Source organism: Streptomyces sp. Inha503, from assembly GCF_047215865.1.
GTDB classification, from domain to species: domain Bacteria; phylum Actinomycetota; class Actinomycetes; order Streptomycetales; family Streptomycetaceae; genus Streptomyces; species Streptomyces lycopersici.
Genome location: NZ_CP178360.1, coordinates 8,067,202 through 8,092,855, shown reverse-complemented (window position 1 = coordinate 8,092,855; position 25,654 = coordinate 8,067,202). Strand labels below are relative to the sequence as shown.

19 protein-coding genes, 1 tRNA gene and 2 pseudogenes are annotated in these 25,654 nt (G+C 69.6%); 2 read left to right on the top strand and 20 right to left on the bottom strand.

The genetic code is table 11. The features are described from left to right. Nucleotides 1-19: 19 nt before the first annotated feature. The 14 genes and pseudogenes from glyA to ACJX2R_RS34360 all read right to left on the bottom strand — a co-directional run bounded on the left by glyA (nucleotide 20) and on the right by ACJX2R_RS34360 (nucleotide 17,181). Nucleotides 20-1,309, bottom strand: a complete 1,290-nt coding sequence (glyA, locus tag ACJX2R_RS34425) for a serine hydroxymethyltransferase (protein WP_413103283.1) — start codon at nucleotides 1,307-1,309, stop codon at nucleotides 20-22. 305 nt (nucleotides 1,310-1,614) lie between these two features. Continuing rightward, nucleotides 1,615-2,274, bottom strand: a complete 660-nt coding sequence (locus ACJX2R_RS34420; RefSeq protein ID WP_037951046.1) for a low molecular weight phosphatase family protein — start codon at nucleotides 2,272-2,274, stop codon at nucleotides 1,615-1,617. Continuing rightward, nucleotides 2,271-2,918: an L-threonylcarbamoyladenylate synthase gene (locus tag ACJX2R_RS34415; RefSeq protein WP_014054918.1), complete on the bottom strand. Its 648-nt coding sequence runs from the start codon at nucleotides 2,916-2,918 to the stop codon at nucleotides 2,271-2,273. Before ACJX2R_RS34415 ends, ACJX2R_RS34420 begins: the two co-directional genes overlap by 4 nt. Nucleotides 2,919-2,965: 47 nt before the next feature. Next, complete coding sequence (gene prmC / locus ACJX2R_RS34410; RefSeq protein ID WP_262701902.1) at nucleotides 2,966-3,811, bottom strand: peptide chain release factor N(5)-glutamine methyltransferase; 846 nt, start codon at nucleotides 3,809-3,811, stop codon at nucleotides 2,966-2,968. Nucleotides 3,812-3,865: 54 nt separating this feature from the next. Next, nucleotides 3,866-4,936, bottom strand: a complete 1,071-nt coding sequence (prfA, locus tag ACJX2R_RS34405; RefSeq protein WP_413103282.1) for a peptide chain release factor 1 — start codon at nucleotides 4,934-4,936, stop codon at nucleotides 3,866-3,868. Nucleotides 4,937-5,060: 124 nt separating this feature from the next. Continuing rightward, nucleotides 5,061-5,285 (bottom strand): 50S ribosomal protein L31, encoded by a 225-nt coding sequence (rpmE, locus tag ACJX2R_RS34400; RefSeq protein WP_201851294.1) that lies wholly within the window; start codon nucleotides 5,283-5,285, stop codon nucleotides 5,061-5,063. A 177-nt stretch (nucleotides 5,286-5,462) separates the two neighbouring features. Beyond that, a complete protein-coding gene (locus ACJX2R_RS34395) occupies nucleotides 5,463-6,587 on the bottom strand; it encodes an LCP family protein (RefSeq protein ID WP_413103281.1) in 1,125 nt (374 codons plus the stop codon). A 354-nt stretch (nucleotides 6,588-6,941) separates the two neighbouring features. Next, complete coding sequence (rho, locus tag ACJX2R_RS34390) at nucleotides 6,942-9,068, bottom strand: transcription termination factor Rho (RefSeq protein ID WP_413103280.1); 2,127 nt, start codon at nucleotides 9,066-9,068, stop codon at nucleotides 6,942-6,944. Between the two features lie 401 nt (nucleotides 9,069-9,469). Further along, on the bottom strand, nucleotides 9,470-10,384 hold the full coding sequence (gene thrB / locus ACJX2R_RS34385; protein ID WP_020868419.1) for a homoserine kinase: 915 nt from the start codon (nucleotides 10,382-10,384) through the stop codon (nucleotides 9,470-9,472). 962 nt (nucleotides 10,385-11,346) lie between these two features. Further along, nucleotides 11,347-12,465, bottom strand: coding sequence for a threonine synthase (thrC, locus tag ACJX2R_RS34380; RefSeq protein ID WP_413103279.1), 1,119 nt, complete (start codon nucleotides 12,463-12,465; stop codon nucleotides 11,347-11,349). Between the two features lie 70 nt (nucleotides 12,466-12,535). After that, entirely contained in the window at nucleotides 12,536-13,828 is a 1,293-nt protein-coding gene (locus ACJX2R_RS34375) for a homoserine dehydrogenase (protein WP_413103278.1), read from the bottom strand. 172 nt (nucleotides 13,829-14,000) lie between these two features. Next, the gene (gene lysA / locus ACJX2R_RS34370) at nucleotides 14,001-15,401 is read right to left on the bottom strand and encodes a diaminopimelate decarboxylase (protein ID WP_413103277.1); all 1,401 of its coding nucleotides are present in this window, start codon (nucleotides 15,399-15,401) and stop codon (nucleotides 14,001-14,003) included. 27 nt (nucleotides 15,402-15,428) lie between these two features. Next, nucleotides 15,429-16,451 carry an ArgS-related anticodon-binding protein NrtL gene (nrtL, locus tag ACJX2R_RS34365; protein ID WP_413103276.1) on the bottom strand — a complete coding sequence of 341 codons (1,023 nt, stop codon included), beginning with the start codon at nucleotides 16,449-16,451 and terminating at the stop codon, nucleotides 15,429-15,431. A gap of 249 nt (nucleotides 16,452-16,700) precedes the next feature. Beyond that, nucleotides 16,701-17,181 (bottom strand): annotated as a pseudogene (locus tag ACJX2R_RS34360) (response regulator). A gap of 181 nt (nucleotides 17,182-17,362) precedes the next feature. Between ACJX2R_RS34360 and ACJX2R_RS34355 the strand changes: the two are divergent. Then, nucleotides 17,363-17,437: transfer RNA gene (locus tag ACJX2R_RS34355), tRNA-Arg, on the top strand. 52 nt (nucleotides 17,438-17,489) lie between these two features. Here the strand turns inward: ACJX2R_RS34355 and ACJX2R_RS34350 are convergent. After that, nucleotides 17,490-18,683, bottom strand: a complete 1,194-nt coding sequence (locus ACJX2R_RS34350; RefSeq protein WP_413102085.1) for an IS481 family transposase — start codon at nucleotides 18,681-18,683, stop codon at nucleotides 17,490-17,492. Nucleotides 18,684-18,908: 225 nt separating this feature from the next. On the opposite strand from ACJX2R_RS34350, the pseudogene ACJX2R_RS34345 reads away from it, so the two are divergent. Beyond that, nucleotides 18,909-19,681: pseudogene (locus ACJX2R_RS34345) on the top strand (transposase). Between the two features lie 39 nt (nucleotides 19,682-19,720). On the opposite strand, the gene ACJX2R_RS34340 reads toward ACJX2R_RS34345, so the two are convergent. The 5 genes from ACJX2R_RS34340 to ACJX2R_RS34320 all read right to left on the bottom strand — a co-directional run bounded on the left by ACJX2R_RS34340 (nucleotide 19,721) and on the right by ACJX2R_RS34320 (nucleotide 25,626). Next, a complete protein-coding gene (locus ACJX2R_RS34340; protein ID WP_413103275.1) occupies nucleotides 19,721-19,915 on the bottom strand; it encodes a hypothetical protein in 195 nt (64 codons plus the stop codon). A 132-nt stretch (nucleotides 19,916-20,047) separates the two neighbouring features. Then, nucleotides 20,048-20,419, bottom strand: coding sequence for a DUF6188 family protein (locus tag ACJX2R_RS34335; protein ID WP_413103274.1), 372 nt, complete (start codon nucleotides 20,417-20,419; stop codon nucleotides 20,048-20,050). 267 nt (nucleotides 20,420-20,686) lie between these two features. Next, a complete protein-coding gene (locus ACJX2R_RS34330; RefSeq protein WP_413103273.1) occupies nucleotides 20,687-20,908 on the bottom strand; it encodes a helix-turn-helix domain-containing protein in 222 nt (73 codons plus the stop codon). Nucleotides 20,909-20,973: 65 nt separating this feature from the next. Next, nucleotides 20,974-21,375: a hypothetical protein gene (locus ACJX2R_RS34325; RefSeq protein ID WP_413103272.1), complete on the bottom strand. Its 402-nt coding sequence runs from the start codon at nucleotides 21,373-21,375 to the stop codon at nucleotides 20,974-20,976. A 6-nt stretch (nucleotides 21,376-21,381) separates the two neighbouring features. After that, complete coding sequence (locus ACJX2R_RS34320; protein WP_413106010.1) at nucleotides 21,382-25,626, bottom strand: DUF6531 domain-containing protein; 4,245 nt, start codon at nucleotides 25,624-25,626, stop codon at nucleotides 21,382-21,384. Between the last annotated feature and the right edge of the window lie 28 nt (nucleotides 25,627-25,654).

The window sequence follows — 25,654 nt, the reverse complement described above, 5'->3', positions numbered from 1 at the left end:
CGCCTCGCGGTGAACGTACTTACAGACGTCCTACACCTTCGGATGGTTGCATGATTCGGCCGTCGTCCGGATAGGGCGGAAATCTCCCCGCCAGATCCGCCACCTTTTCCCGTACCACGCCCTCGTCCCGCAACACGGTTCCCATGAGATTGGCTATGCGCTCCATTTCCGGCGCTCCCATTCCCTGTGTGGTCACCGCGGCGGTGCCAAGACGCAGCCCCTTGACGCACCCCCGGGGCTCGGTGGCGGACGCCAGCGCGCAGGTGTCCAGGACGATCCCGGCGGCCGCGCAGCGGCCCTTCGCGGTGCGTCCGTCCAGGCCGAGCGGGGCCGGATCGGCGGTGATCATATGGGTGTCGGTGCCGCCCGTGGTGACCGCCAGCCCCTCCCCGACCAGGGCGTCCGCCAGTACTCGGGCATTGGCCACCACCCGCCGCGCATAGGCGGTGAAGGCGGGCGCCGCGGCCTCGCCGAACGCCACCGCCTTGGCCGCGACGGTGTGCATCTGGGCCCCGCCCTGGGTGAACGGGAACACCGCCCGGTCCACCCGCTCGGCGAGTTCCGCACCGCACAGCAGCATTCCGCCGCGCGGCCCGCGCAGCACCTTGTGTGTCGTTGCGCACACCACATCCGCGTACGGCACCGGGGACGGCGCCGCCTTTCCCGCGACCAGACCGATGGAATGGGCGGCGTCGGCGATGAGATACGCGCCCACCTCGTCCGCGACGGCGCGGAAGGCGGCGTAGTCCAGATGGCGGGGATAGGAGATCGACCCGCAGACGATCGCCTTCGGGCGATGGGCGTGGGCGAGCCCGCGCAGCTGCTCGTAGTCGATCAGCCCGGTCGCCGGATCGACGCCGTAGCCGATGAAGTCGAACCAGCGGCCGGAGAAATTGGCGGGCGAACCATGGGTGAGATGGCCGCCGTGCGGCAGCGCCATCGCCAGCACCGTGTCCCCGGGCCGCAGCAGCGCGGCGTAGGCGGCCAGCACCGCGGAGGACCCCGAATGCGGCTGCACATTGGCGTGTTCGGCGCCGAACAGCGCCTTCGCCCGGTCCTGGGCCACCCGCTCGGCGATGTCCACGATCTCGCAGCCGCCGTGGTGGCGGGCGCCGGGATAGCCCTCGGCGTACTTGTTGGCCAGTGGTGAGGCGAGCGCCGCCAGCACGGCCGGCGAGGCGTAGTTCTCGGCCGCGATCAGCTGGAGCCCGCCGGAGACGCGGTCGATCTCGCTCAGGATGATTCCCGCCAGCTCCGGGTCCTGGCGGGCGAGGCACCCGAAATCGGGGCCCCAGGGGGTGACGGCCATGGCGTGCTCACAGCCTTCGGAGGGACGGCGGATCGGCGCTTATCGGGTCACCCCCAATGTAGGCCTCGCGACGCCGTACGGCGCGCCGTACGGCCCGGGAAGGCCCCCTTACGGCGCGCCCGGGGCCCCGCCTTCCAGCCCCTCCAGGGGGCACCTCCCAGCGGTAGCTGGGGGAGCTTGAGGAGCGGGGTCCGGGGCGGAGCCCCAGTTGAGGGAAGGGGCGGGTAGGGGAAAGCGTCGATATGCGGCTCCGCCGCGTGGGCCCGCCGCAGGCCTCAAGATCCATCGGACACCCCCGGCCGGGGCTACGCGGGGGCGGGTACCCCCGTCAGCGCCGTGACGACCGGGTCCAGGGCCTGGTTGATCTCGTCCCCGATGGAGCGGAAGAAGGTGATCGGCGCCCCGTACGGATCGTGCACCTCGTCCGCCTCCTCGTTGGGCGCCAGCAGCCAGCCGCGCAGCGCGGCCGCCGCCTGTACCAGGGCGCGGGCGCGCTCCACCACACCGCCCGCCTCCTCCGGATCGGGCAGCGTCGCGGGGTCTATGGCCCGCACCAGCCGGGTGAACTCCTTGAGCGTGAAGGTGCGCAGCCCCGCCGAGTGCCCCATCGAGATCACCTGCGCCCGGTGGTCGCGGGTGGCGGTCAGGACCAGGTCGGCGCGGATGACGTGCTCGTCCAGCAGCTCACGGCCGAGGAAGCCCGCCGGGTCGGCCCCGAAGTCGGTCAGGACCGTGGCGGCGTGCGCCTCCATGGGCGCGCCCTCATGGCCCCAGGTGCCGGCGGACTCCACGATCAGACCGCGGGTGCGGACACTTCCGAGGCGGTGGGCGAGGGCATGCCGGGTCAGCCGCTCGGTGATCGGCGAGCGGCACACATTGCCGGTGCTGACGTGGAGGATGCGGAAGGTGGCCTCGGCGTTCTTCTCGCGGTGTTCCGCTATGCCACGCCCCTCAGGGGCTGTCAATTGGCCACCTCGAGGTCGGGTACGACCTCCCGGAGCTGCTCGGCGGTGAGCGCGCCCGCCCGGAGCAGCACCGGCACCTTGCCGGTCACATCGACGATCGAGGAGGGCACGGCGGCCGGGGTCGGCCCGCCGTCGAGGTAGACCGAGACGGAGTCCCCCAGCATGTCCTGGGCGGCGTCGCAGTCCTGCGGGGAGGGGTGGCCGGTCAGGTTGGCGCTGGAGACCGCCATCGGGCCGAAGTCCGTCAGCAGTTCGATCGCCACCGGGTGCAGCGGCATCCGGACCGCTACGGTGCCCCGGGTCTCCCCCAGGTCCCAGGTGAGCGACGGCTGGTGCCGGGCGACGAGGGTGAGCGCACCGGGCCAGAACGCGTCCACCAGCTCCCAGGCCATCTCGGAGAAGTCGGTGACCAGTCCGTGCAGGGTGTTCGGCGAGCCGACCAGCACCGGGGTCGGCATGTTGCGGCCGCGCCCCTTGGCCTCGAGCAGATCGCCGACCGCCTCGGCGTTGAAGGCGTCCGCGCCGATCCCGTAGACGGTGTCGGTGGGCAGCACGACCAGTTCGCCGCGGCGGACGGCGGAGGCGGCCTCGCGCAGGCCGGTCTTGCGGTCGGTCGCGTCCCCGCAGTCGTATCGCCGTGCCATTTAACGCTCCTCCTCGTACCTGGCCAGTGTGTGGTGCGGTGCCGCGGTCACGGCATGGCCTTCCGCGCGGTGGCGAACCGGGGCCGGTTGTTCAGATCCGGGTGGTCGGCGGCGTCCGCCCAGCCCCGCTCCTCCGTGAAGATCCACGGCACTTGGCCGCCCTGGGTGTCCGCGTGCTCGATGACCACCACGCCCCCGGGGCGCAGCAGCCGGTGGGCGGTGCGCTCCAGGCCACGGATGACATCGAGGCCGTCCTCACCGGAGAAGAGCGCGAGCTGGGGGTCGTGATCGCGGGCCTCCGGCGCCACGTACTCCCACTCGGTCAGCGGGATGTACGGCGGGTTGCTGATGACGAGGTCCACCTGCCCGTCGAGCTCGGGCAGGGCCGTCAACGCGTCCGCGTGATGGAGAACGACGCGGGACCCCTCGACGTTCTTGCGGGCCCAGCGCAGGGCGCCCTCGTCCAGCTCCACGGCGTGCACCCGGGAGCGCGGCACCTCCTGGGCGAGCGCGAGCGCGATGGCCCCGGAACCGGAGCACAGATCGACGATGAGCGGTTCGACGACGTCCATGGCGCGCACCGCGTCTATCGCCCAGCCGACCACCGACTCGGTCTCCGGCCGGGGCACGAAGACCCCCGGGCCGACCTGGAGCTCCAGATAGCGGAAGAAGGCGCGGCCGGTGATGTGCTGAAGGGGTTCGCGGGCCTCGCGGCGGGCGACCGCCTCCCAGTAGCGGGCGTCGAAGTCGGCGTCGGGCACGCCGTGCAGCTCTCCCCGCTTGACGCCGTGCACAAAGGCGGCGAGCTCCTCCGCGTCGAAGCGCGGTGAGGGCACGCCCGCGTCGGCCAGCCGCTGAGTGGCCTGCGCCACCTCGGCGAGCAGCACGTTCACTGAATTCCTCCAGCCGGTCCGGACAAGGGCACGAAGCGTTGATCAGTGGGTGGCTCAGCCGGCCGCCGCCAGCTTGGCGGCCGCGTCGGCGTCGACGCACGCCTGGATGACCGGATCGAGTTCACCGTCGAGCACCTGGTCCAAGTTGTACGCCTTGAAACCGACACGGTGGTCCGAGATCCGGTTTTCCGGGAAGTTGTAGGTACGGATGCGCTCGGACCGGTCGACGGTGCGGACCTGGCTGCGCCGCGCGTCCGACGCCTCCCGCTCGGCCTCCTCCTGGGCCGCGGCCAGCAGCCGCGAGCGCAGGATGCGCAGCGCCTGCTCCTTGTTCTGGAGCTGGCTCTTCTCGTTCTGGCAGGAGACGACGATGCCGGTGGGCAGGTGGGTGATGCGCACCGCGGAGTCGGTGGTGTTGACCGACTGGCCGCCGGGTCCGGAGGAGCGGTAGACGTCGATCCGCAGATCGTTGGGGCCGATCTCGACCTCGACCTCCTCGGCCTCGGGCGTGACCAGCACCCCGGCCGCGGAGGTGTGGATACGGCCCTGGGACTCGGTGGCGGGCACCCGCTGCACCCGGTGCACCCCGCCCTCGTACTTCAGCCGGGCCCAGACGCCCTGGCCGGGCTCGGTGGTGCCCCTGGCCTTGACCGCGACCTGGACGTCCTTGTAGCCGCCGAGGTCGGACTCATTGGCGTCGATGACCTCGGTCTTCCAGCCGATCCGCTCGGCGTACCGCAGATACATCCGCAGCAGGTCGCCGGCGAACAGCGCGGACTCCTCGCCGCCCTCCCCGGCCTTGACCTCCAGGATGACGTCCTTGTCGTCGCTCGGGTCGCGGGGGACGAGCAACAGCCGCAGCCGGTCGGTGAGCTGCTCGCGGCTCTGCTCCAGCTCCTTGACCTCGTCCACGAAGTCGGGGTCGTCCTGGGCCAGCTCGCGGGCGGTCTCGATGTCGTCCCCGGCCTGCTTCCAGGCGCGATAGGCGGTGATCACCGGGGTCAGCTCGGCGTAGCGCTTGTTGAGCCGCCGCGCCTCCCGCTGGTCGGCGTGGACCGCGGGGTCGGCGAGCCGCTTCTCGAGGTCGGCGTGTTCGCCGATGAGTTCCTCGACCGCCTCGAACATCGGAGGGCTCCCTGAGTGGTCTGCGTGGTGGCGTTGCGGAAGGTGCCGGAGGGCCGGTGACGACAAAACGCCGGTCCGGTCGCCCCAGGGAAGGGGCGACCGAAGACCGGCGCCGTGCGGGTCGCTACTTCTTGGCGGACCCGGCGTTCTTGCCGAAGCGGGCCTCGAACCGCGCCACACGGCCACCGGTGTCGAGGATCTTCTGCTTGCCCGTGTAGAACGGGTGGCACTCGGAGCAGATGTCGGCGCGGATGGTGCCGCCGCTCACGGTGCTACGGGTGGTGAAGGACGCGCCACAGGTGCAGCTGACCTGCGTCTCGACGTACTCCGGGTGGATCTCGCGCTTCAAGGGAATCTCCTAGGTTCGGGAGGGCACCGGGTCGACGGGCGGGTTGCCTGTCGTGAACCGGGACCGACGATCCAGTCTGCCAGTACTGGCCGCATCCCCCAAAACCGGGGGGCGGGCCCGGATATTCCCGGCTCGCCCGGGAGGGCGTCGGACGCCCTCGAACGACCTTGAACGGACCTATTTGACGACCTTGCCCGCGCTGGTGGCGTCGCCCGCGGAGCCCTTGGTGGCGGAGGCGGGGACCGGCCGGTCATGGCGGAGCGCGGTCCATATCAGCTTGGCCTTGCGCTCCATGGGCAGCACCCGGGCCGGGTTCTGCGGGTCGTACTCGACGGGCAGCGTGGTCATCTTCATATTGCCCGAGCCGATGCCCTTCAGGGATTCCGCGAAGCCCTTCAGCTTGCTCACCGAGGCCAGCTCGGAGTCGGTGGTGAGGGCCTTGGTGGAGGTGTCCGCGAGGTCGTAGAGCTTCTTCGGGTTGCCGAACAGGTCCACGTGCTTGACCTGGTCCAGCAGCGCCTTGACGAACGCCTGCTGGAGCTTGATCCGGCCGAGGTCGCTGCCGTCGCCCACGCCGTGCCGGGTGCGCACCAGGCCCAGCGACTGCTCGCCGTCCAGGGTGTGCGCGCCGGGCTCCAGGTCGAGATGGCTCTTGGGGTCGTGGATCGGGGCGGTGGTGGTGATGTTGACACCGCCGAGGTCGTCTATCAGCTGCTTGAAGCCGGAGAAGTCGACCTCGAGGAAGTGGTCCATGCGTATGCCCGTCATGGACTCGATGGTCTTGATGGTGCAGGCCGGACCGCCGGCCTCATAGGCGCTGTTGAACATGGCCGCCTGCACGGCGGGCGTCCGCTGCCCGCCCTTGGTGGTGCAGGACGGCCGCTCTATGAGGGTGTCGCGCGGGATGCTGATGACGCTGGCCTTCTTGTGGCCCTTGTAGACGTGGACGATCATCGCCGTGTCGGAGCGCGAGGTGCCCTCGTCCGTGCCGTACTTGGCGTTCTTACCGGCCCGGGAGTCGGAGCCGAGGACGAGGATGTCCATCGAGCCGTTGTCGACGTTCTTGGGGCGGTTGGCGCCCAGGGCGGCGTTGACGTCGACGCCGGTGAGGTTGCCGTTCAGCTTGTAGTAGAGGTAGCCGAGCCCGGCACCGCCGAGTACCAGTACGGCGGCCAGCGTCCACACCGTGTAGAGCACCGCTCTACGGCGCGTGCTGGGCCGCTTACGACGGCGGCCCGCCGTCGCGCCGCGTGCGCGGTGGCGGCCTGGGCCCACCGGTGCGTTGCTGCTGTCCTCGGCCATGTGCTCCTCAGTTCTCTTTCGCTGCCCGAGTACCCCCTGCCGTCACGGTCAGGCGTGGCGCCGCGTTCGCGGTGGAGTCAGCCTGGGTTCCGGCCCCGTGTTCCGACCTGACAGATGGAAGGCCGTGCGCCAGGGTTGCATATCCGCGATGGCCGGTTTTCGCTTGGGCGGCCGGGCGCACCGTTCGTCCCGTTCGTCCGCCTTACCGCTGCGACCTGCACTTTCGCGGGCGATAACATGATCAGAACCGGTCCGCGGCCTGGCCGGAAGATGTGGCTCACCTCTCATGGAACGCAAACGAGGCCCCCCGCGGTGCGGGGGGCCTCGCTACGGAGCGTTCCGGCGGGTGTCCGGTCAGTCGCCGTTGTTGCCCGGGGTGGGCGTGGTCTTGGCGATCTGCATCAGGAACTCGGCGTTCGACTTCGTCTGCTTCATCTTGTCCAGCAGCAGCTCGATCGCCTGCTGGGAGTCGAGCGCGTGCAGCACCCGGCGCAGCTTCCAGACGATGTTCAGCTCCTCCGACGCCAGCAGGATCTCTTCCTTGCGGGTGCTGGACGGATCGACGTCCACCGCCGGGAAGATGCGCTTGTCGGCGAGCTTCCGATCGAGCTTGAGCTCCATGTTGCCGGTGCCCTTGAACTCCTCGAAGATCACCTCGTCCATCCGCGAGCCGGTCTCGACCAGCGCGGTGGCCAGGATGGTCAGCGAGCCGCCGTCCTCGATGTTGCGCGCGGCACCGAAGAACTTCTTCGGCGGGTAGAGCGCGGTCGAGTCGACACCACCGGACAGGATGCGGCCGGAGGCGGGCGCTGCCAGGTTGTACGCACGGCCCAGGCGGGTGATCGAGTCCAGCAGGACGACCACGTCATGGCCCAGCTCGACCAGGCGCTTGGCCCGCTCGATCGCCAGCTCCGCGACGGTGGTGTGGTCCTCGGCCGGTCGGTCGAAGGTCGAGGAGATCACCTCGCCCTTGACCGACCGCTGCATGTCGGTGACCTCTTCCGGCCGCTCGTCGACAAGGACGACCATCAGATGGCACTCGGGGCTGTTGCGGGTGATCGCGTTGGCGATCGCCTGCATGATCATGGTCTTACCGGTCTTCGGCGGGGCCACGATCAGACCGCGCTGGCCCTTGCCGATCGGCGCGACCAGGTCGATGATCCGGGTCGTCAGCCCGCCCGCCTCGGTCTCCAGACGCAGCCGGTCCTGCGGGTAAAGCGGCGTCAGCTTGCCGAACTCCGGCCGCCCACGCCCGGTTTCGGGCGCCATGCCGTTCACCGAGTCCAGCCGCACCAGCGCGTTGAACTTCTCGCGGCGCTCGCCCTCGCGCGGCTGACGGACCGCTCCGGTGACGTGGTCGCCCTTGCGCAGACCGTTCTTGCGGACCTGGGCGAGCGAGACGTACACGTCGTTCGGGCCCGGGAGGTACCCGGAAGTCCGGATGAACGCGTAGTTGTCGAGGATGTCGAGGATGCCCGCGACGGGGATCAGCACATCGTCCTCGGACACCTGCGGCTCATTGCCGAAGTCCTCACGGCCACGGCGGCCACGGCGGTCGCGGTAGCGGCCGCGGCGCCCGCGGCGCCCGCCCTCGAAGTCGTCATCGCCCTCGTCGGCGCGCTGCTGGCTCTGGCCGCGCCCGTCGCGCTGCTGACGGCCGCCGCCGCCCTGCTGGCCGTCCTCGCCCTTGCCGCGGCGGTCGCCGCGGTCGCCGCGGTCGCGCTGGCGGTCCCGGCGGTCGCCCTTCTGACCGCGCTCCTGGCGGTCACCGCCCCTGGCGCCCTTGCCCTCGGCGGTGTCGGCGGCGGTCTCGGCCTTCCCGTCGCCCTTGGGCTCGGTCCTGGCCTCGGTCTTCGCGGAGACGTCGCTGCGCGCCTCCGTCTTGGTCTCGACAGCGGTGGCCGTACCCCCGGAGTCGGGGGTGGTGGCGGGCGCGGTGGCCCGCCGGCGGCGGCGCTCACCGGCCGGCTGCTCATCGCCGGCGGGCTCACCGGGCTGGCCGGGGATCTCGATCTGCTGCTGGGCCGCGGCCTTCTCCTCGGCGTCGGCCTTGTCGGCCTTCTCCGCCTTCCCGGCGGACTTCGAGGACTTGGCGCCGGTCTTCTCCTCGGCGTCGTCGCCCGTACGGGCCCGCGAGGTGGTGCGGCGCTTCGGCTTGGTCACCCCCTCCGCGTCGGACGGAGTGCTCTCGGAGCCCTGGGCGGAGCCGGAGCCCGCGGCCTGCTTCTCCTTGATGACCTCGATCAGCTGGCCTTTGCGCATCCGCGCGGTGCCCTTGATGCCAAGGCTCGAGGCGAGCTGCTGGAGCTCGGCCAAGACCATGGCGTCGAGGCCGGTGCCCGAGCGGCGTCGCCGCGGGGCAGCGCCAGTGGCAGCACCGTTGGCGGGCGCGGAAGCGTCCGTGGCGGGCGCGTTGTTGCCGACACCGCTGTCGGAGGTGCCGGAGGCGTTCACGCCCATCAGATCGGTGGTGTCGCTCACGAAGGGTCCTTCCCTGGAGCGGGCGTCGGCCTGTCTGGCTCGGCGACCGGTTGTGCTGTCCGGCTGTGGTCCTTCCGTTACGGACCGGGCCGGGGCGGTGGTCCGCCGGGTACGGCGGAGAGATCAGTTCATGGTTCCGACGCGGCGGAGGATTCACGAGAATCCGCCACGCCGATTCCGGAGCGTGCTCGATACTGCTCAGGCAGGCTGCTCAGGCAGTGTGGGAGGCTCCCGGAAGAAGGGTGGTCCCTGATGGGGACACTGAGCACCTCGCCTCCGAGTACATCCAAGAGGCATCGAGTGCAGACTTGAGGTTAACACTACCGGATCCAACAAACATTCCCCCTCTCCAAGACCGGCTATCGAGTTTTCCCGGCTCCGGGGCACCCCGGATCGCGGTGTCAGGTGAGCGGCAGGACGCTCGCCCCCCCGGCGTCGAGAGCCAGCCGGTTGGCCGCCCACCCCTCGCCCGCCAGTCGTGCGACCTTGTCGGCCGCACCGTCCTCGACCAGCGCGAGCACCGTGGGGCCCGCGCCGGAGATGACCGCGGGGACGCCGTCCGCCCGCAGTCGGTTCACCAGGCTCACGCTCTCGGGCATCGCCGGAGCACGGTATTCCTGGTGCAGTCGGTCCTCCGTCGCGGCGAGCAGCAGCTCAGGACGCCTGGTCAGGGCCTCGACGAGCAGTGCGGCCCGGCCCGCGTTGACCGCGGCGTCCACATGCGGGACGGTGCGCGGCAGCAGGCCGCGGGCGGTCTCGGTGAGCACCGGCCGGCCAGGGACGAAGACCACCGGAACGATGGAATCCGCAGGGTCCATCCTGATCGCCCGGGCGGACCCCGCGTCCGTCCAGGCCAGGGTGAAGCCGCCGAGCAGACAGGCGGCGACATTGTCGGGGTGGCCCTCGATCTCGGTGGCCAGCTCCAGCATCGCCGCGTCGTCGAGCCGCTCGGCGCCGCCTATGGTCACCGCGCGCGCGGCGACGATCCCGGCGCAGATGGCCGCGGAGGAGGAGCCCAGGCCCCGGCCGTGCGGAATGCGGTTGGCGCAGACCAGCTCGAGACCGCGGGGCTGCCCGCCCAGCAGGTCGAAGGCGGTGCGCAGGGAGCGTACGAGCAGATGGTTCTCATCGCGCGGAAGCGACTCCGCGCCTTCACCGGCGATGTCGACGTGGAGACCTGAGTCGGCCACCCGGACCACCACGTCGTCGTAGAGGCCCAGGGCCAGGCCGAGGGCGTCGAAGCCAGGACCGAGATTGGCGCTTGAGGCGGGGACGCGCACTCGGACGGCGGCGGCGCGGAACGCTGGACCGGCCATCGCTCGATGACTCTCCTTGTGGTTACGTGCGATTGCTCGAAGAGGTACGGAACACCGCGAGGGCCGTGACAAGTACGGCGACGCCGCGCAGAGGCAAGCGCTCTGCGTCGGGGCGGATTCAGTACAGCCTATCGAAGGAAGGTTCTGTGGCGACATAGGGCGCACGGGAGGCGCACGATGCGTGTCGCGCTCCCTGCCATCGTCCGCGACCACTCTACTGGAGCGCCCCGCGCGCCCTCGCGCTGCTCTGCCACCACTTGAGTGGATCTTTAGAAAAGCCACGGAGGGGGCCTGGCGGAGCGGGGTCGGCATGGCAGCGTAGTGGCCCGACGCGGCGGGGTCGGCGTGGGCGCGGGCGCGGAGGACCCGGGGACGGAGCCACACCCTCCAACCCCTCCCGCGCCTGAGGAGCGGGACCCGGGGACGGAGCCACACCCTCCAACCCCTCCCGCGCCTGAGGAGCGGGACCCGGGGACGGAGCCACACCCTCCAACCCCTCCCGCGCCTGAGGAGCGGCAGCCGGGGGCCGAGCCACACCCTCCAACCCCTCCCGCGCCTGAGGAGCGGGACCCGGGGACGGAGCCACACCCTCCAACCCCTCCCGCGCGCCTGAGGAGCGGCAGCCGGGGACGGAGCCACACCCTCCAGCCCCTCTGGCGCTTGAGGAGCGGGGGCCGGGGGCGGAGTCCCTGGTTTCGGGAAGGGGCGGGGAGGGGAACTGCCCGCCGCGGGCGGCACGATCCGCAGGACACCGCCCAGCCCCACGACCCGGGGCCGACGTGGGCGCCGAGGGGCCCGCCGGGCCGCGTCAGGCGGCCCGCCGAAACCCCCGTCGCACCAGGCCCCGGCCCCGGTCAGGGCCGGGTCGCGCCGTACCGGACCGGCCCGGCCCACGGCGCACCACGCCTTACCGGACCGACCCGGAAGACCGGCCCGCCCGGGCCGCTCCGCGTCGCGCCGTATCAGTCCAGCCCAAGCCGTACGGCCGCAGCATCCGCGTCCACCGGGACCACGACCGGCTGCGGCGCACCCGCCACCGCCCAGTCCGGGTCCTTGAGCCCGTTCCCGGTCACCGTGCAGACGATGCGCTGGCCCGGGTCGACCAGCCCCTGCTCGGCCGCCTTCAGCAGACCCGCCACGCTCGCCGCGGAGGCGGGCTCGACGAAAACGCCCTCCTGGGCGGCGAGCAGCCGGTAGGCGGCGAGGATCTGACGGTCGGTCACCTCGTCGATGAGGCCGCCGGACTCGTCGCGCGCCTGCTCGGCGAAGGTCCACGAGGCGGGGTTACCGATGCGGATGGCGGTGGCGATGGTGCTCGGCTCCTTGACTGGCTCACCGCGCACGATCGGCGCCGCGCCGGACGCCTGGAAGCCCCACATCCGGGGCGTACGGGAGGCGTGCGGCCCGCTGTCGGCGAACGGCGCCGCGTACTCCCTGTAGCCCTTCCAGTAGGCCGTGATGTTGCCCGCGTTGCCGACCGGCAGGACATGGATGTCGGGCGCGTCCCCGAGCATGTCCACGATCTCGAAGGCGGCGGTCTTCTGGCCCTCGATCCGGGCCGGATTGACCGAATTGACCAGCGCCACCGGGTACTTCTCCGACAGTCCGCGCGCCAGCGTCAGACAGTCGTCGAAGTTGCCGTCGACCTGGAGGATCTTCGCGCCGTGGACGAGGGCCTGACCCATCTTGCCCAGCGCGATCTTCCCCTGCGGGACCAGCACCGCGCAGACCATCCCGGCCCGTACGGCGTACGCCGCCGCCGAGGCCGAGGTGTTGCCGGTGGAGGCGCAGATGACGGCCTTGGCGCCGGCCTCCTTGGCCACGCTGATGGCCATCGTCATCCCGCGGTCCTTGAACGACCCGGTGGGGTTGGCGCCCTCGACCTTGAGGTGGACCTCGCAGCCGGTGCGCTCGGAGAGCACCTGCGCGGGGACCAGCGGCGTACCGCCCTCGCGCAGGGTGACGACGGGGGTGGTCCCGCTGACCGGGAGGCGGTCGCGGTACTCCTCGATGATGCCCCGCCAGCCGTGCCACTGGCGGGTGCCGGACATTCGAGGCCCGGCGTCGGCGATTGCGTTCATGATTTTCCTTACTCTCCGCTCACCCTCTGTTCGGCCTCAGCGTGGCCGCTACCCGGCCTCTACTCACCCTCTACTCGCCCTCGACCCGCATGATGCTCGCGACACCGCGGACGGTGTCGAGCCGGCGGAGCGCCTCCACGGTCGCCGACAGCGCGGCGTCGCTCGCCCGGTGGGTCACGACGACGAGGGACGCCTCGCCGTCCTTCCCCTGCTGGCGGACCGTATCGATGGACACGCCGTGCTCGGCGAAGACCGTGGCGACCTGCGCCAGAACTCCCGGTTTGTCGGCGACGTCCAGGCTGATGTGGTATCGAGTGATCACTTCGCCCATCGGGCTCACCGGAAGCCGGCTGTAGGCGGACTCCCCGGGTCCGGTGGCGCCCGCCAGCTTGTTGCGGCAGGCGGCGACGAGGTCGCCGAGGACGGCCGAGGCGGTCGGCGAACCGCCCGCCCCCGGGCCGTAGAACATCAGCTGTCCCGCGGCGTCGGCCTCCACGAAGACCGCGTTGTACGCCTCGCGTACGGAGGCGAGGGGGTGGCTCAGCGGAATCATCGCCGGGTGCACCCGCGCGGTGACCGACCGGCCGTCGGCGGCCCGCTCACAGATCGCGAGCAGCTTGACCGTGCAGCCCATGCGCTTGGCGGAGGCGATGTCGGCGGCGGTTACCTCGGTAAGGCCCTCGCGGTGCACATCGTCGAGGGTGACCCGGGTGTGGAAGGCGATCCCGGCGAGGATCGCGGCCTTCGCGGCGGCGTCGAAGCCCTCGACGTCGGCGGTCGGGTCGGCCTCGGCGTAACCCAGGGCCGTGGCCTCGTCCAGCGCCTCGCTGTAACCGGCGCCGCTTCCGTCCATCCGGTCGAGGATGAAGTTGGTGGTGCCGTTGACGATGCCGAGGACGCGGTTGACCTTGTCACCCGCGAGCGACTCGCGCAGCGGCCGCACCAGCGGGATCGCCCCCGCGACCGCGGCCTCGTAGTAGAGGTCCGCACCGCGCTGCTCGGCCGCGGCGTGCAGCGCCGCGCCGTCCTGGGCGACCAGCGCCTTGTTCGCGGAGACCACGCTCGCACCGTGGTCGAAGGCGGTGGTGATCAGGGTACGGGCGGGCTCGATCCCGCCGATGACCTCGACCACCACATCGATGTCCCCGCGTTTGACCAGGGCCGTGGCGTCGGTGGTCACCAGCTCCGCCGGCACCCCCTCCCGGACCCGGCCGGGGCGGCGCACGGCGATCCCGGCCAGCTCGACCGGGGCCCCGATGCGCGCCGCGAGGTCGTCCGCCTGCGTCGTCATGATGCGCGCCACCTCTGAGCCGACCACTCCACAGCCCAGCAGCGCCACTTTCAGCGGACGCGTACGCATCATCCGACCTCGTCTCTCATCCATCGCGTTAATGCATCAGCGCGTTAGTGCACCAGTCTCATGCACTGGACGGGATTTTCTGTCCCGGGTCCAGTATCCGAGATCCATTTCTCGCTAGCCGATTCCCACTGGCGGTAGCGGCTGGCGGTAGCCGCTGGCGAGTAGCGGATCCTCGCTAGCCGACATCGAGCCGCAGCAGATCTTCCTCCGTCTCCCGCCGGACGATCTCGCGCGCCTGCCCGTCCCGTACGGCGACGACGGGCGGCCGGAGCGCGTGGTTGTAGTTGCTCGCCATAGAGCGGCAGTACGCGCCGGTGGCGGGGACCGCGATCAGATCGCCGGGGGCCAGATCGGCGGGCAGGAAGGCGTCCCGTACGACGATGTCGCCGGACTCGCAGTGCTTGCCGACGACGCGGGAGAGCATCGGCTCGGCGGTGGAGGCGCGGGAGACCAGCGCCACCGAGTACTCCGCGTCGTAGAGCGCGGTACGGATGTTGTCGGACATCCCGCCGTCAACGCTGACGTACGTCCGCAGCCCCGGCAGCTCCTTGACCGTGCCCACCTCGTAGAGCGTGAACGCGGTCGGCCCGACGATCGCCCGCCCCGGCTCGACCGACAGCCGCGGCACCGCGAGCCCGGCCGTGTCGCACTCCCGGTGCACGATGTCGCGCAGCGCCTTGGCGATCTCGTGCGGCTCGCGCGGGTCGTCCTCCGAGGTGTACGCGATGCCGAGACCGCCACCCAGGTCGATCTCGGGCAGCTCGACGCCATGCTCGTCCCGGATCTCCTTCAGCAGCCCGACGACGCGGTGGGCGGCCACTTCAAAGCCCGAGGTGTCGAAGATCTGCGACCCGATGTGCGAGTGAATGCCGATGAGCTCGAGCCCGTCGAGCTTGAGCGCCCGCCGTACGGCCTCGGCGGCCTGCCCGCCCGCGAGCGGAATGCCGAACTTCTGGTCCTCGTGGGCGGTCGCGATGAACTCGTGGGTGTGCGCCTCCACACCCACGGTGACCCGGATCTGCACCCGCTGGCGCTTACCGAGCCGCTGGGCGATGTGCGCGACCCGCACGATCTCCTGGAACGAGTCGAGCACGATCCGCCCGACACCCTCCTCGACCGCCCGCTCGATCTCGGCGGTGGACTTGTTGTTCCCGTGCAACGCGATCCGCTCGGCGGGCATCCCGGCGGCGAGCGCGGTGGCCAGCTCCCCGGCGGAACACACGTCGAGGTTGAGCCCCTCCTCGTTCAGCCAGCGCACGACGGCGCGGGAGAGGAACGCCTTCCCGGCGTAAAACACATCCGCGTCCTCCCCTTGCTCCTGGAACGCCTCGTGCCAGGCCCGGCAGCGGGCCCGGAAGTCGGCCTCGTCGAGGAAGTACGCGGGCGTCCCGAACCGCCCCGCGAGCGTCTTGACGTCGATCCCGCCGACGGTCACGACGCCATCGGCGTTCCGGCTGACCGTACGGGACCATACGCGCGGATCGAGCTGATTGAGATCGGCGGGCGGCGCGGCGTAGTGCCCCTCGGGGAGGACATCGGCGTGGCGGGGCCCGGCGGGATGGGCGGAACGGCTCATGCTGTCTCTGCTGTCTCTCTCAAGGTCTTACAGATGTTCGGGTGCGCTGATGCCGAGCAGATGCAGGCCGCCGGCGAGCACCGCCCCGGTGGCATCGGCAAGGGCCAGCCGGGAACGGTGGACGGCCGAGGGTTTGAGCTGGCCGGAAGGGATCGGCGGGCAGTCGTCATGAAACCGTTCATGAATCCGGTCATGAATCCGGTCATGAAAGCGAAAGAAGGCATCGGCGACGCCGACAAGATGCCGCGCGAGCCGGTCGGGCGCACGGTGCCGGGCGGCGGCCTCGATGGTGCGGGGGTGATCGGCGAGGAGGGCGAGAAGGCCGCTCTCGGCGGGGTGGTCGTAAGCCCTGGACTCGGGCTCGGGCGTAATGCCCAGCTGCCCGGCATTCCGCATCAGGGCGCAGGCGCGGGCATGGGCGTACTGAACCCGGAAGAGGGGGTTGTCCTCGCGCTGGGAGAGAAGCCGGGAGGGGTCGAGATCGGGCAGATCATGCCCGGCGGGCCGAAGCAACGCCCAGCGGGCGGCGTCGGGGCCGAGGGAGCGAAGCAGCTCACCCCCGGACACGGGAACCGCCCGAACAACAGGCCCTTGACCAGGAACAACGACTCCCCCAACAGCCTCGACGAGCCCCCGCACCACATGAGCGACAAGCGCGGCCCGCACCTCGTTGGCGGGCCCCAGCGGAACCGAAACCCCAGCGAGCGCATCGCCGTACCCGTAGCGAGCCCCCTGGGAGAGGACGTCCCGCACAAGCTGAGCATGGGAACTGGCACTAAGGGTGATGTTGAGAAACCCGGGGGCGGCGACATCAACGCGGCCGATCCCGGGCGTACGGAGCAGCCGCCGCCGCAAAACCTGGGCGATACCCAGCGCATCCCCACCGCCTCTGGCCAGCAGCAGAGCAACATTAGTGGCGTAATCCCCACACCCAGCCCGAGGCGGCGTCCGCACCTTCACCCGCTCCGGCACGGCAACGCACAGCTCGTCGTCCTCAACGGCACGACGCACGGTGTGCAGCACAGTGCGGGAGAGCTGGGCGGGAGTCACGGGACAAGCGTATGGGAGGAGGGGGGTACGAAAGCGAACCGGTTTCGCCCTTCGGACGAGCACACGACTGGGCCCGTCCGGACCCCGGCCCAAAGGGACCGGGCCCCGAACAAACCCACAAACAAACCCGAGCCTCCCGAGCCCCGGCCAGAACTGAAGCCCGAGCCCCGGCGAGAACCGAAGTCCAAGCCCCCCGGGCCGAACCGGAAGGAAAAGGAAGAGGAAGAGGCCCGAGCCTGGGGCCCACCACTACCCGGTGGGCCCCACAGCCGGCTCGGCATCACCGGGCGCGGCCGCACCGGCCGCCCCCTGCCGCATCAGCCGCCTCACGAGCTCGACAAGATCGACGGGCTCGAAGGGTTTCGCGAGGAAGGCATCGACGCCCAGCGCCTTCCCACTGTCCATCTCGTACTGCGTACACGCACTGATGATCGCGACGGGCACATGACACGTTCGAGCATCAGCACGCAGCCTCGACGCCGTATGCAGCCCATCGAGTCTGGGCATCACAACATCGAGAGTGATCACATCGGGCCGCACCTGGTGAACGATCTCCAGGCACTCGGCACCATCGGCCGCGGTCACGACCTCGAAGCCCTCCAGCTCGAGGTTGACCCTGATCAGCTGCCGGATGACCTTGTTGTCGTCGACGACAAGGACCCGGCCGGACAAGCCAGGCACATCCTGAAGAGTAGGCGGGCGGCCGCGGCTGCGTCCGGGTTTTCCCCACTTCCGCCCCGTGCGAGGGACCTTTCCCCAAGACCCCTGCGCCCCACCCTCCACATGCGGTATACGCCGCTCCGCTCCCACATCCACCCCCCGACCGCCGCCCCCCGATAAACGTTCATGACCACCCTCCGCGAGCTGATAGTGTTCTACCTGTCGCCGCGAGACAGCAGCGACAGGCGCAAGCCCCCGTAGCTCAGGGGATAGAGCAACGGCCTCCGGAGCCGTGTGCGCAGGTTCGAATCCTGCCGGGGGCACCATGTGATGTCGCAGGACATCGGAATGACCTCGAACCCACGATTGGGTTCGGGGTCATCGTCGTTGTGGGCCGGGTGGTCGGCCGGTTGGCTGGTAGTCGCGGCTGGGGTCGATGGTCAGGTCGCGGAGGAGTTCGCCGGTGGCGGCGTTGGCGATCCGGACGTCCAAGTCGTTGGTGAGCATGATCACGTGGGTTCCGGCGTGGGTTCGTCCGATGCCGATGTGGTGCAGGCGTCCGGCCAGGCGGAGGGTGACGATGCCGGATTTGTCGATGCGGTCGTGGCGGATGCGGGTGTGGGTGTCTGCGTTGCGGCTGTGGGCGGGTAGGGCCTTGGGCCGGGTGGTGTAGATGGTGGCGGGGGTGGCTTTGTGGGGCAGGGACCGGTGGGGTCGCTGGTGGTTGTAGGCGTGGGTGAACTGGTCGATGAGGGTCTGCAGGTGGGGCAGGGTGGTGGGCTGGTGGGGCTGGGCGCGCAGCCAGTTCTTCATCGTCTGCTGGAAGCGTTCGACTTTGCCGCAGGTGGTGGGGTGGTTGGGGGCGGCGTTCTTCTGGGTGATGTGCAGGCGGCGCAGTTCGTGTTCCAGGGCGTTGCGGCCGCCACGGCCGCCTGAGAGGCGGGTGGTGAAGACCATGCCGTTGTCGGTGAGGGTGGAGGCCGGGATGCCGTGCGCGGCGACGGCCTGGCGGAACGTGTCCCGGACGATCGGGCCGGTCACGCGTGGCCAGCAGGTAACGTGCAAGGCGTAGCGGGAGCAGTCGTCGAGCCAGGTGAGGATCTCGGTGTCGGTGCCGGCTGTGTCGGCGAGGCGGTAGTGGGTGAAGTCGGCCTGCCAGGTCTCATTGGGCAGCTCGGCCTGGAAGCGGATGTAGGACGAGCGGGGTCGTTTCCTGGGGTCGGGGACCACCAGGCCGTGGGCGGTGAGGTAGCGGCTGATCGTGGCCCGCGACACGCGCAGGTGGTGATGGTGGAGCAGGTGCCAGGCGATCGTCTCGGGCCCCGCGTCCAGGCCCTGTCCGGCCAGCTCCTTTCGGATGCGGACGATCAGGTCGACCGTGGCCGCATCGAGCGCGGTCGGTGAGGTCTTCGGCCGCCGGGAGCGCGGCTCGAAGGCAGCCTCGCCCTCGGCTCGGTAGCGGGCCACCAGACGGCTGACCCATCCCTGCGACACCCCGTACGCCCGCGCAACCTCGCCCTGGGTACGGCCCTCTACGACCACAGCAGTGATCACCAGACGCCTCTTCGACATCGTCAGACCTTGACCCCAAGGTCATTCCGATGTCTTGAGACACCCCATTCCTATGTCCTGAGCGACCACACTGCCGGGGGCACAGAAACCGCGGTGATCTGCGGAAACGTGCCTCAGAAGCCGTTTGGCAGACCTAGCCGAAGAGTTAGGCAAACTGCCAGGCGGCTTTTTTTCTTGCTTAAGGGTTGTCCCGCAACTGCTGGTCACGGATGAGATGATCTTGTTGTGACTGGTCTGATCACGGCGTCGGAGCCGTCCTGGATAGCCCCGTTCACCGGGCTGAGCTCGCGGCAGTTCGGCAAGCTGATCACCGCGCTGCGGCGGGAGGGTGTGGACCCGGTCCGCAAGGGGCGGCCATGGAGCCTGCTGCTGGAGGACCGGGCGCGCTGCTGGTCGCCGCGTACTGGCGGACAAACCTGATGTTGCGGCAGCTGGCCCCGCTGTTCAGGGTGTCGAAGTCGGCCGCCGACCGCATCATCGACCACCTCGGGCCGTCGCTCGCGCTCCAGTCCCGCAAACGGTTCCGAAAGGACGCGGTGCTGATCGTGGACGGCACCCTGGTCCCTACGCGTGACCACACGGTCGCCGAGCAGTCGAAGAACTACCGATACTCGACCAATCACCAGGTCATCATCGACGCCGACAGCCGGCTCGTCGTCGCGGTCGGCAAGCCTTTGCCCGGCAACCGCAATGACGGCAAGGCGTGGGAACTGTCCGGCGCCAAAGCGACTGTTGGCAACACCATGGTGATCGCGGACGGTGGCTACCGGAGCACTGGCCTGGTCATCCCGCATCGCCGCGAACGTGGCCAGGCCGATCTGCCGGCCTGGAAGGAGGAACACAACACCTCGCACCGCAAGGTCCGCGCCCGCGTCGAGCACGCCTTCGCCCGGATGAAGAGCTGGAAGATCCTGCGTGACTGCCGCCTGAAAGGCGCCGGTGTCCACCACGCCATGCTCGGTATCGCCCGCCTGCACAACCTCACCCTCGCCGGGTGACAGAGAAAGCCGCCGGTCGACCAGCATGCCGTAGATCATTTACGGGACAACCCTTAGCGACGTGGCGGCATCCTCGGCAAGAGCTGCCGACGCCTCCACAGAAACCGACTCTTCGTCGGACAACTCAAGGGATACAAGCAGCTCGATCAGCGCGCGAGCAATGATGGCGTTCATGGGCCTGCTGCCGTGCCCGCCGTCTTTCGATGTCATCCCGCCGGCTGTGGAGCGTTCCATACTCCTCTTCGAACTTCGATGAAGTCAGCCTTCACTGCCTGATCTGCCTCTTCGACGAATTATCCGACGCCCACCCCATGGATTCGCCAGGTCGCGATCACGCACGCCAGAATCGCGGCACCGCTCACGAGGCTACTGTTCGCTCCATCGTGCGATCTCGCCACCCGGCATGCATACCACTCGACTCCCGTTCGGCCCCACAAGCTCCCATGCCTCGTATTCGGAATCCGGAGCCACGGCCAATTCTGCACCACTCTCGAACGAGATGAGCAGACCTCCAACGCTTCCCACCTCGGCCGAGGTAATCGTATCGTGCACGAGGCTCACCAATTGGGCAGCAGTGGCACTTGGGGATTCCGGATCAAACACCACAAGCTCTCCACCGGGCGCCTGGATGCTTGCGTCCGCCTCCACGCGCACCTCGTAATCCTCGCTGGTGAGTAGCGTGAAAGCCGCGTCGAAGCAGACACGGGTGACTGATTGGCCTCGGAGGTTCAGGTCCACGCCTACCTTCCTGCTGGGAGCGCCTTCTCCTCGATCTCGCTCCCCATGCTCACCGATGGCCGTCCGCGCCCGGACCATGGCCGGGCCGCCATAAAGCGCGGATCGCCACCGGTCGCGACCGCGGCGTTCCGCTCGACCGCGCGGGGGACGCAGCCCCTCGAGGAGGACATCCAGGTAGACCTCGGCGCGCTTCGGGTTGCTGTCAGCGCCGGAACGTAGGCGTGCTCGATGCCGCAGAGCAGACGGCGCACGTCGGCGGCCTCAACGTCAGGCCGGGCGCTCGGTCGACAGCGCCTCCCACAGCGCGCGGCGGTTGGGGAAATGCCGATACACGGTCCCCACGCCCACCCCGGCGAGCCGGGCGATGGCATTCAGCTGAAGTGAGTCATCACCGGCGGCCAACTGCTCACGGGCGACCCGCAACACCCGAGCACGATTCCGCGCCACATCCGCCCGTAGCGCCGGCCCCTGCTCGCCCTTCGATGTCACGCGCCCAGCATAGGCCGCCACCGCCGCTCCTTTCGCCACCTTCGACATAAGAGCCTTCGCAGGGATCAGCCCTTGTCCGCGAAGGCGAACGTCACAATCAGCGATTCGCCGGACGCGACAGCGATGCGGGATCCTCCTTCGAACTGGAGCTCAACTTGGACCAGATCCCCGTACTCATTGACTTGCTTCCCCACAGCGCGAATTTTACCGAGCATTTCCGCAGAAAGAGCGAGAATATCGCGATAAGCCCACGCATCGGGAGGGTAACACCACTTGGGAAGCTCTGGCCACGCCCCTTCCTCGATACGCAGCGTCCAGTCCGTCCCCGAAGTCAGGTCCAGTGAACCAGATTCCTTGAGAACCAACTCAATGGCCTCGGGGGACGCCGCCGGATCGCTCTCTTCAGGGAGATAGTAGATACCCTTAACGGCGACGACCGTGCAATCAGCAAGGGAGTCAAGTCGCACAGATCATCATCCTCCTTCCCCGTGAACCACGTCCGCATTCGCGAACCATCCATTCGGCTTATCCTGCGGGAACATTGTAACGAATTCCCCGTCGGCCTTAGTGACCAGAAGGTCTTTCCCCTTCCGGTAGAAGAGGTAGTCTTCGCCTCCTCCGCTCTGGGGGTTCCATGAACCTTGCCGGACCTCGTCCGGGTCGTTGTGGATGGCGCTCATTCGGTCGCGGAACCATGTCCTGGAGCTTCCGTCAGCAGGATCCAGGCTGTAGTCCTGAGCGTGCTTACCCCACTTCTTACCGAACTGCTTTTCGTTCACGCTGAGATTGGGACGCTTCGTGCACGACAGCCCTTGAGGGTCGAACCACGCCATCGGATTGACCACATATCCGTGGTGATTAGGGGCAGGGTCCAGGCCCAGCGGGTCGGGGGTGACGTAGCGGGCCGTTTCGGGGTCGTAGTGGCGGAAGTAGTTGTAGTACAGGCCCGTTTCGGGGTCGGCGTATTGGCCGGGGAAGCGGAGGGGGCAGTCGACCGTTGATCTGTTCGTCCCGGAGGGGAAGTGGGTGCCCCAGAGGGTGGTGCGGTGTTGCCAGGTCAGGTCACCGGCCTCGGTGACCAACTCCGTTGGGGCGCCGACCAGGTCCGTGATGATGGCGTGGAAACGCGGTGTGGTGTCGTCGTCGGCGCCGGTGAATTTCTCGATGAGGGATTCGCCGGGCTCGCGCACCAGTGACGCGTGGTCGGTTTGGGTCAAGGGGCGGTGGGTGTCAGGGGTGTAGTCCCAGGTGGTGTGGTTGCCCTCCGGTGTGGATTGTTCGGCGAGGCGGGTGTCTTCCCACGCGAAGGTCAGCGATTCCGCGACCGTGCCGTCCTCGGCCAGGCGTTGTTTGGATATGCGGCGGCCGAGGGGGTCGTATGTGTAGTGCCAGTGGTCGCCGTCCGGGGTTGTCGCGTCCGTGAGACGGTCTTCCGCGTTCCAGGTGTAGGTCCAGGTGCGGGTCTGGCCATTCAGCAGGCGGCGGGTGCGGCGGGTGAGGCGGCCCTGGGCGTCGTGTTCGTACGTCGTGCGGCCCGCGCGGTGGATCACCGTGCCGGTGAACTCACGGTCGCCGGGCGCCTCATGACCCGGGGCCGTCGCGTGCGTCAGGTTGCCCGCCGCGTCGTAGGCATAGGTCTCGGTCCAGCCGTGGGCGTGCACCGCCGTCACGCGGCCGACCGGGTCGAGGTCGAAGCGGCGCGTGCCCGAGGTGAGTTCGCGGATCTCGGTGAGGTAGCCGTCCGGGCGGTAGGCGTAGGAGCGGTGTTGGAGGATCCGGTCCGCCTCGTTGCCACGGCCCTCGGCGATTGTCTGGGTGGTGAGGCGGTCTGAGCTGTCCCAGGTCTGCGTCAGGCGCACCGCCTCGCCGATGCGGCGTTCCGTCTCGCGGCCCGCCGCGTCGTACGCGAAGGTCACGGTGCCCGCCGTGCCCACCGCCAGTCGCGGGGGGCGGCCTGACTCGTCGTAGGTCCAGACGCTCTTCAGGCCCGAGGGCACCGTGCGTTCGGTGCGGCGGCCCACGGCGTCATACGCGTACGTCGTCGTCCGCCCATTGACCGTCTCCGACAGGACTCGGCCCACCGCGTCCCGTTCCAGGGTCAGCTCAACGTCCTGATTCGCCGCTCGCGTCAGGGCGCCGTGCGCGTCGTAGGCATACGTCGTCCGTGTGCCCGCCTCGTCGCGTTGTTCCGTCGTGCGGCCCAGCGCGTCCCGGGTGAAGTGCAGCGTCTCGCCCGCGCCGTTGGTGCGGGTCAGCAGGTCGCCCGCGGGGTCGTGGGTGTAGCCGACGGTACGGCCGTTGAAGTCGGTCTCGGAGGTGAGCCGGCCCGCCGGGTCGTAGGTGTAGGTCCAGGTCAGGCCCTGGGGGTTGGTGACCTCGGTCAGGCGCAGCTCGGTGTCATAGGCGAAGGCGTACCTCGTGCCGTCCGGCTCCGTGCGAGTGGCGGGGACGTCGAAGTGGGTGGACGTCTGGTGGGTGGTGTTGCCCGCCGCGTCGGTGTGGGTGAGGAGGTTGCCCTCGCCGTCCCAGGTCCAGCTCTCCCTGGCCCCGTCCGGCTCCTCCCGCCACGCCGGTCTGCCCTCGGTCGTCCAGCCCATACGGGTGGTGTGGCCCAGCGGATCCGTCGCCTCCACCACCCGGCCGAAGGGATCCCGGCGAACGCTCGTGGTGTGCCCCAGCGGATCCGTCACGCCGACGGGCAGCCCGGCCCGGTCCGGGGTCAGACGCGTGGTGTTGCCCAGCGCGTCCGTCACCTCGGCCAAGTGGCCCCGCTCGGTGTAACCGTAGGCCGTGGTGGCGCCTACGGGGTCAGTCGTCGTGAGGAGGTTCCCCGTGTCGTCGTACGTGTGGCGCCACGTCCCGCCGCCCGGCTCAGTGACCTCCACCGGCAGGCACAGGTCGTTGTACGTGGCCTCCGCCCGCGCCCCGTCCGGCAGGGTGACAGTCGTGAGGTTGCCGTCCTCGTCGTACCCGTAGCGCGTCGTGCGCCCCAGGGGATCCGTCACCGCGACCTTACGGTCGCCGCGCGCGTCCCACTCCGTCAGCGTGGTGTGACCCAGCGGATCGGTTTCCTCGATCAGCTGCCCGTCGGCGTTGTAGCGGTATCTCGTCGCGTGGCCGAGCGAGTCCGTGTAGACGGTCGTCCGCGCCTCGTCGTCGTACTCCAGGCCGCCGTTGTAGACGCCGTCGCTGCCCTCGGTGCGCACCACCTTCCCGTCCGGCCCGTAAACGTACCGGAACGACGTGCCGTTGCGGTCCGTCCAGGACGTCACCCGCCCCTGGCCGTCGTAGGTGAACCGCAGCGGCGTGCCGCTGGAGTTGATGACCTCGGTGAGGTTGCCCGCCTCGTCGTAGCCATAGCGCATCACCACCGTGCCGCCCTCACGGCTCCGCTCCGGCGCGTAGACCGACGGCGGTTCGTCCAGCAGCCGCAGAGCGGTGACCCGCTGGCCCTCAGTGTCTATGGCCAGGTAGTAGCCGCCGGAGTGGCGGATGGCCAGCGGGGCGCCGCTCAGGGCGCGTTCGATGTCGATGCGCGCGCCGTTGCGGTCCTGGAGGCTCTCCAGGGCCAGGTAGACCGCGCCCGGCTCCTCCGTGGCGGCGGGACGGACGAACGTCCGCACCACACCCGCCTCCGGATCGGTCACCGTCATGACGCCGTCCGGTTTGCCGTCCCACTCCAGCGGCCACCGCGCCCCCTTCGCGGGCAGCGTCGGCACCCCCGCCTCCGGCACCGGATACACCAGCCGCATCCCGTCCGCGGCCGCGAACACCACACCCTCCGCGTCCAGCTGGACCCGCTCGTCCAGCAGACTGGCCCACGTCGGGCCGAACCACACCCCGCCCCGGTACGAGGACACATGGGTGCGCTCGAAGACCAGCGGCAACGAACCGGGCAGCGTCAGATCGGTGTGCTCCATCAACATCGCACCCGTCGCGATGTCGATCGGCTCACCCGTGCACGGGCACTTCTTGGCCGGACGGGCGGCCGGACCCTCCTCGATCAGATTCGGGCGCAGCGAGGGCACCTTCGGCGGCTTGAGCAGGTCCGGAACACCGGTGAGCTTCGGCATCACACCGGGCTTGAGCACCCCCAACCCGGCCCCGAAGATCCCGCCGTCGATCATGCCGTCCCTGGCCGCCTGATTGACCTCGTCCAGGCTGAAACCCTTCTGCTGCCCCAGGGCGATCTTCACCGGCTGCGCCACCGCCGCGTCGATCGTCACCGACAACACACTGGTGAAGACGGCACCCGTCAGCATCTCCGCCGCGATGATGGCAACCGACTCCTCCACGGCCACGCCCAGACCGGCGGCCATAGCGATGATCTCCGCCGCTACTCCGTCGGAGGCGCCCCCGGTGACGATGGTGAGCAGCCCGCCGCCGACGAGCGCGACGGCATCGATACTGATCTGCGTCCACAGCTTCTCGATCGCGTCATCGACCGTGTCGGCGAACTTGTCCAGCGCCTTGGCCATGTTCCGGGCGGACTTGGCGAGATTGCTCAGCCAGCCTTCGTCCTTGCCCTTGGCGTAACGCCCCCAGAAGGTCTCGAAGGCGTCGATCGCCTCGCCCTTGTTGTGGTGGATGAGCGTCGTGGCCGCCTTGTCAGTGGCGACCCGCACATCGTCCACGCTGTCGGCGAACGTCCGCCAGGCGTCGGCCGCGTGGCGCAGCGTGCCGGAGTTGGCGTCCGGCCACCACATGCCCAGCTTCATGAGGAGGGCCTTGGCCTTCTCCTCGATC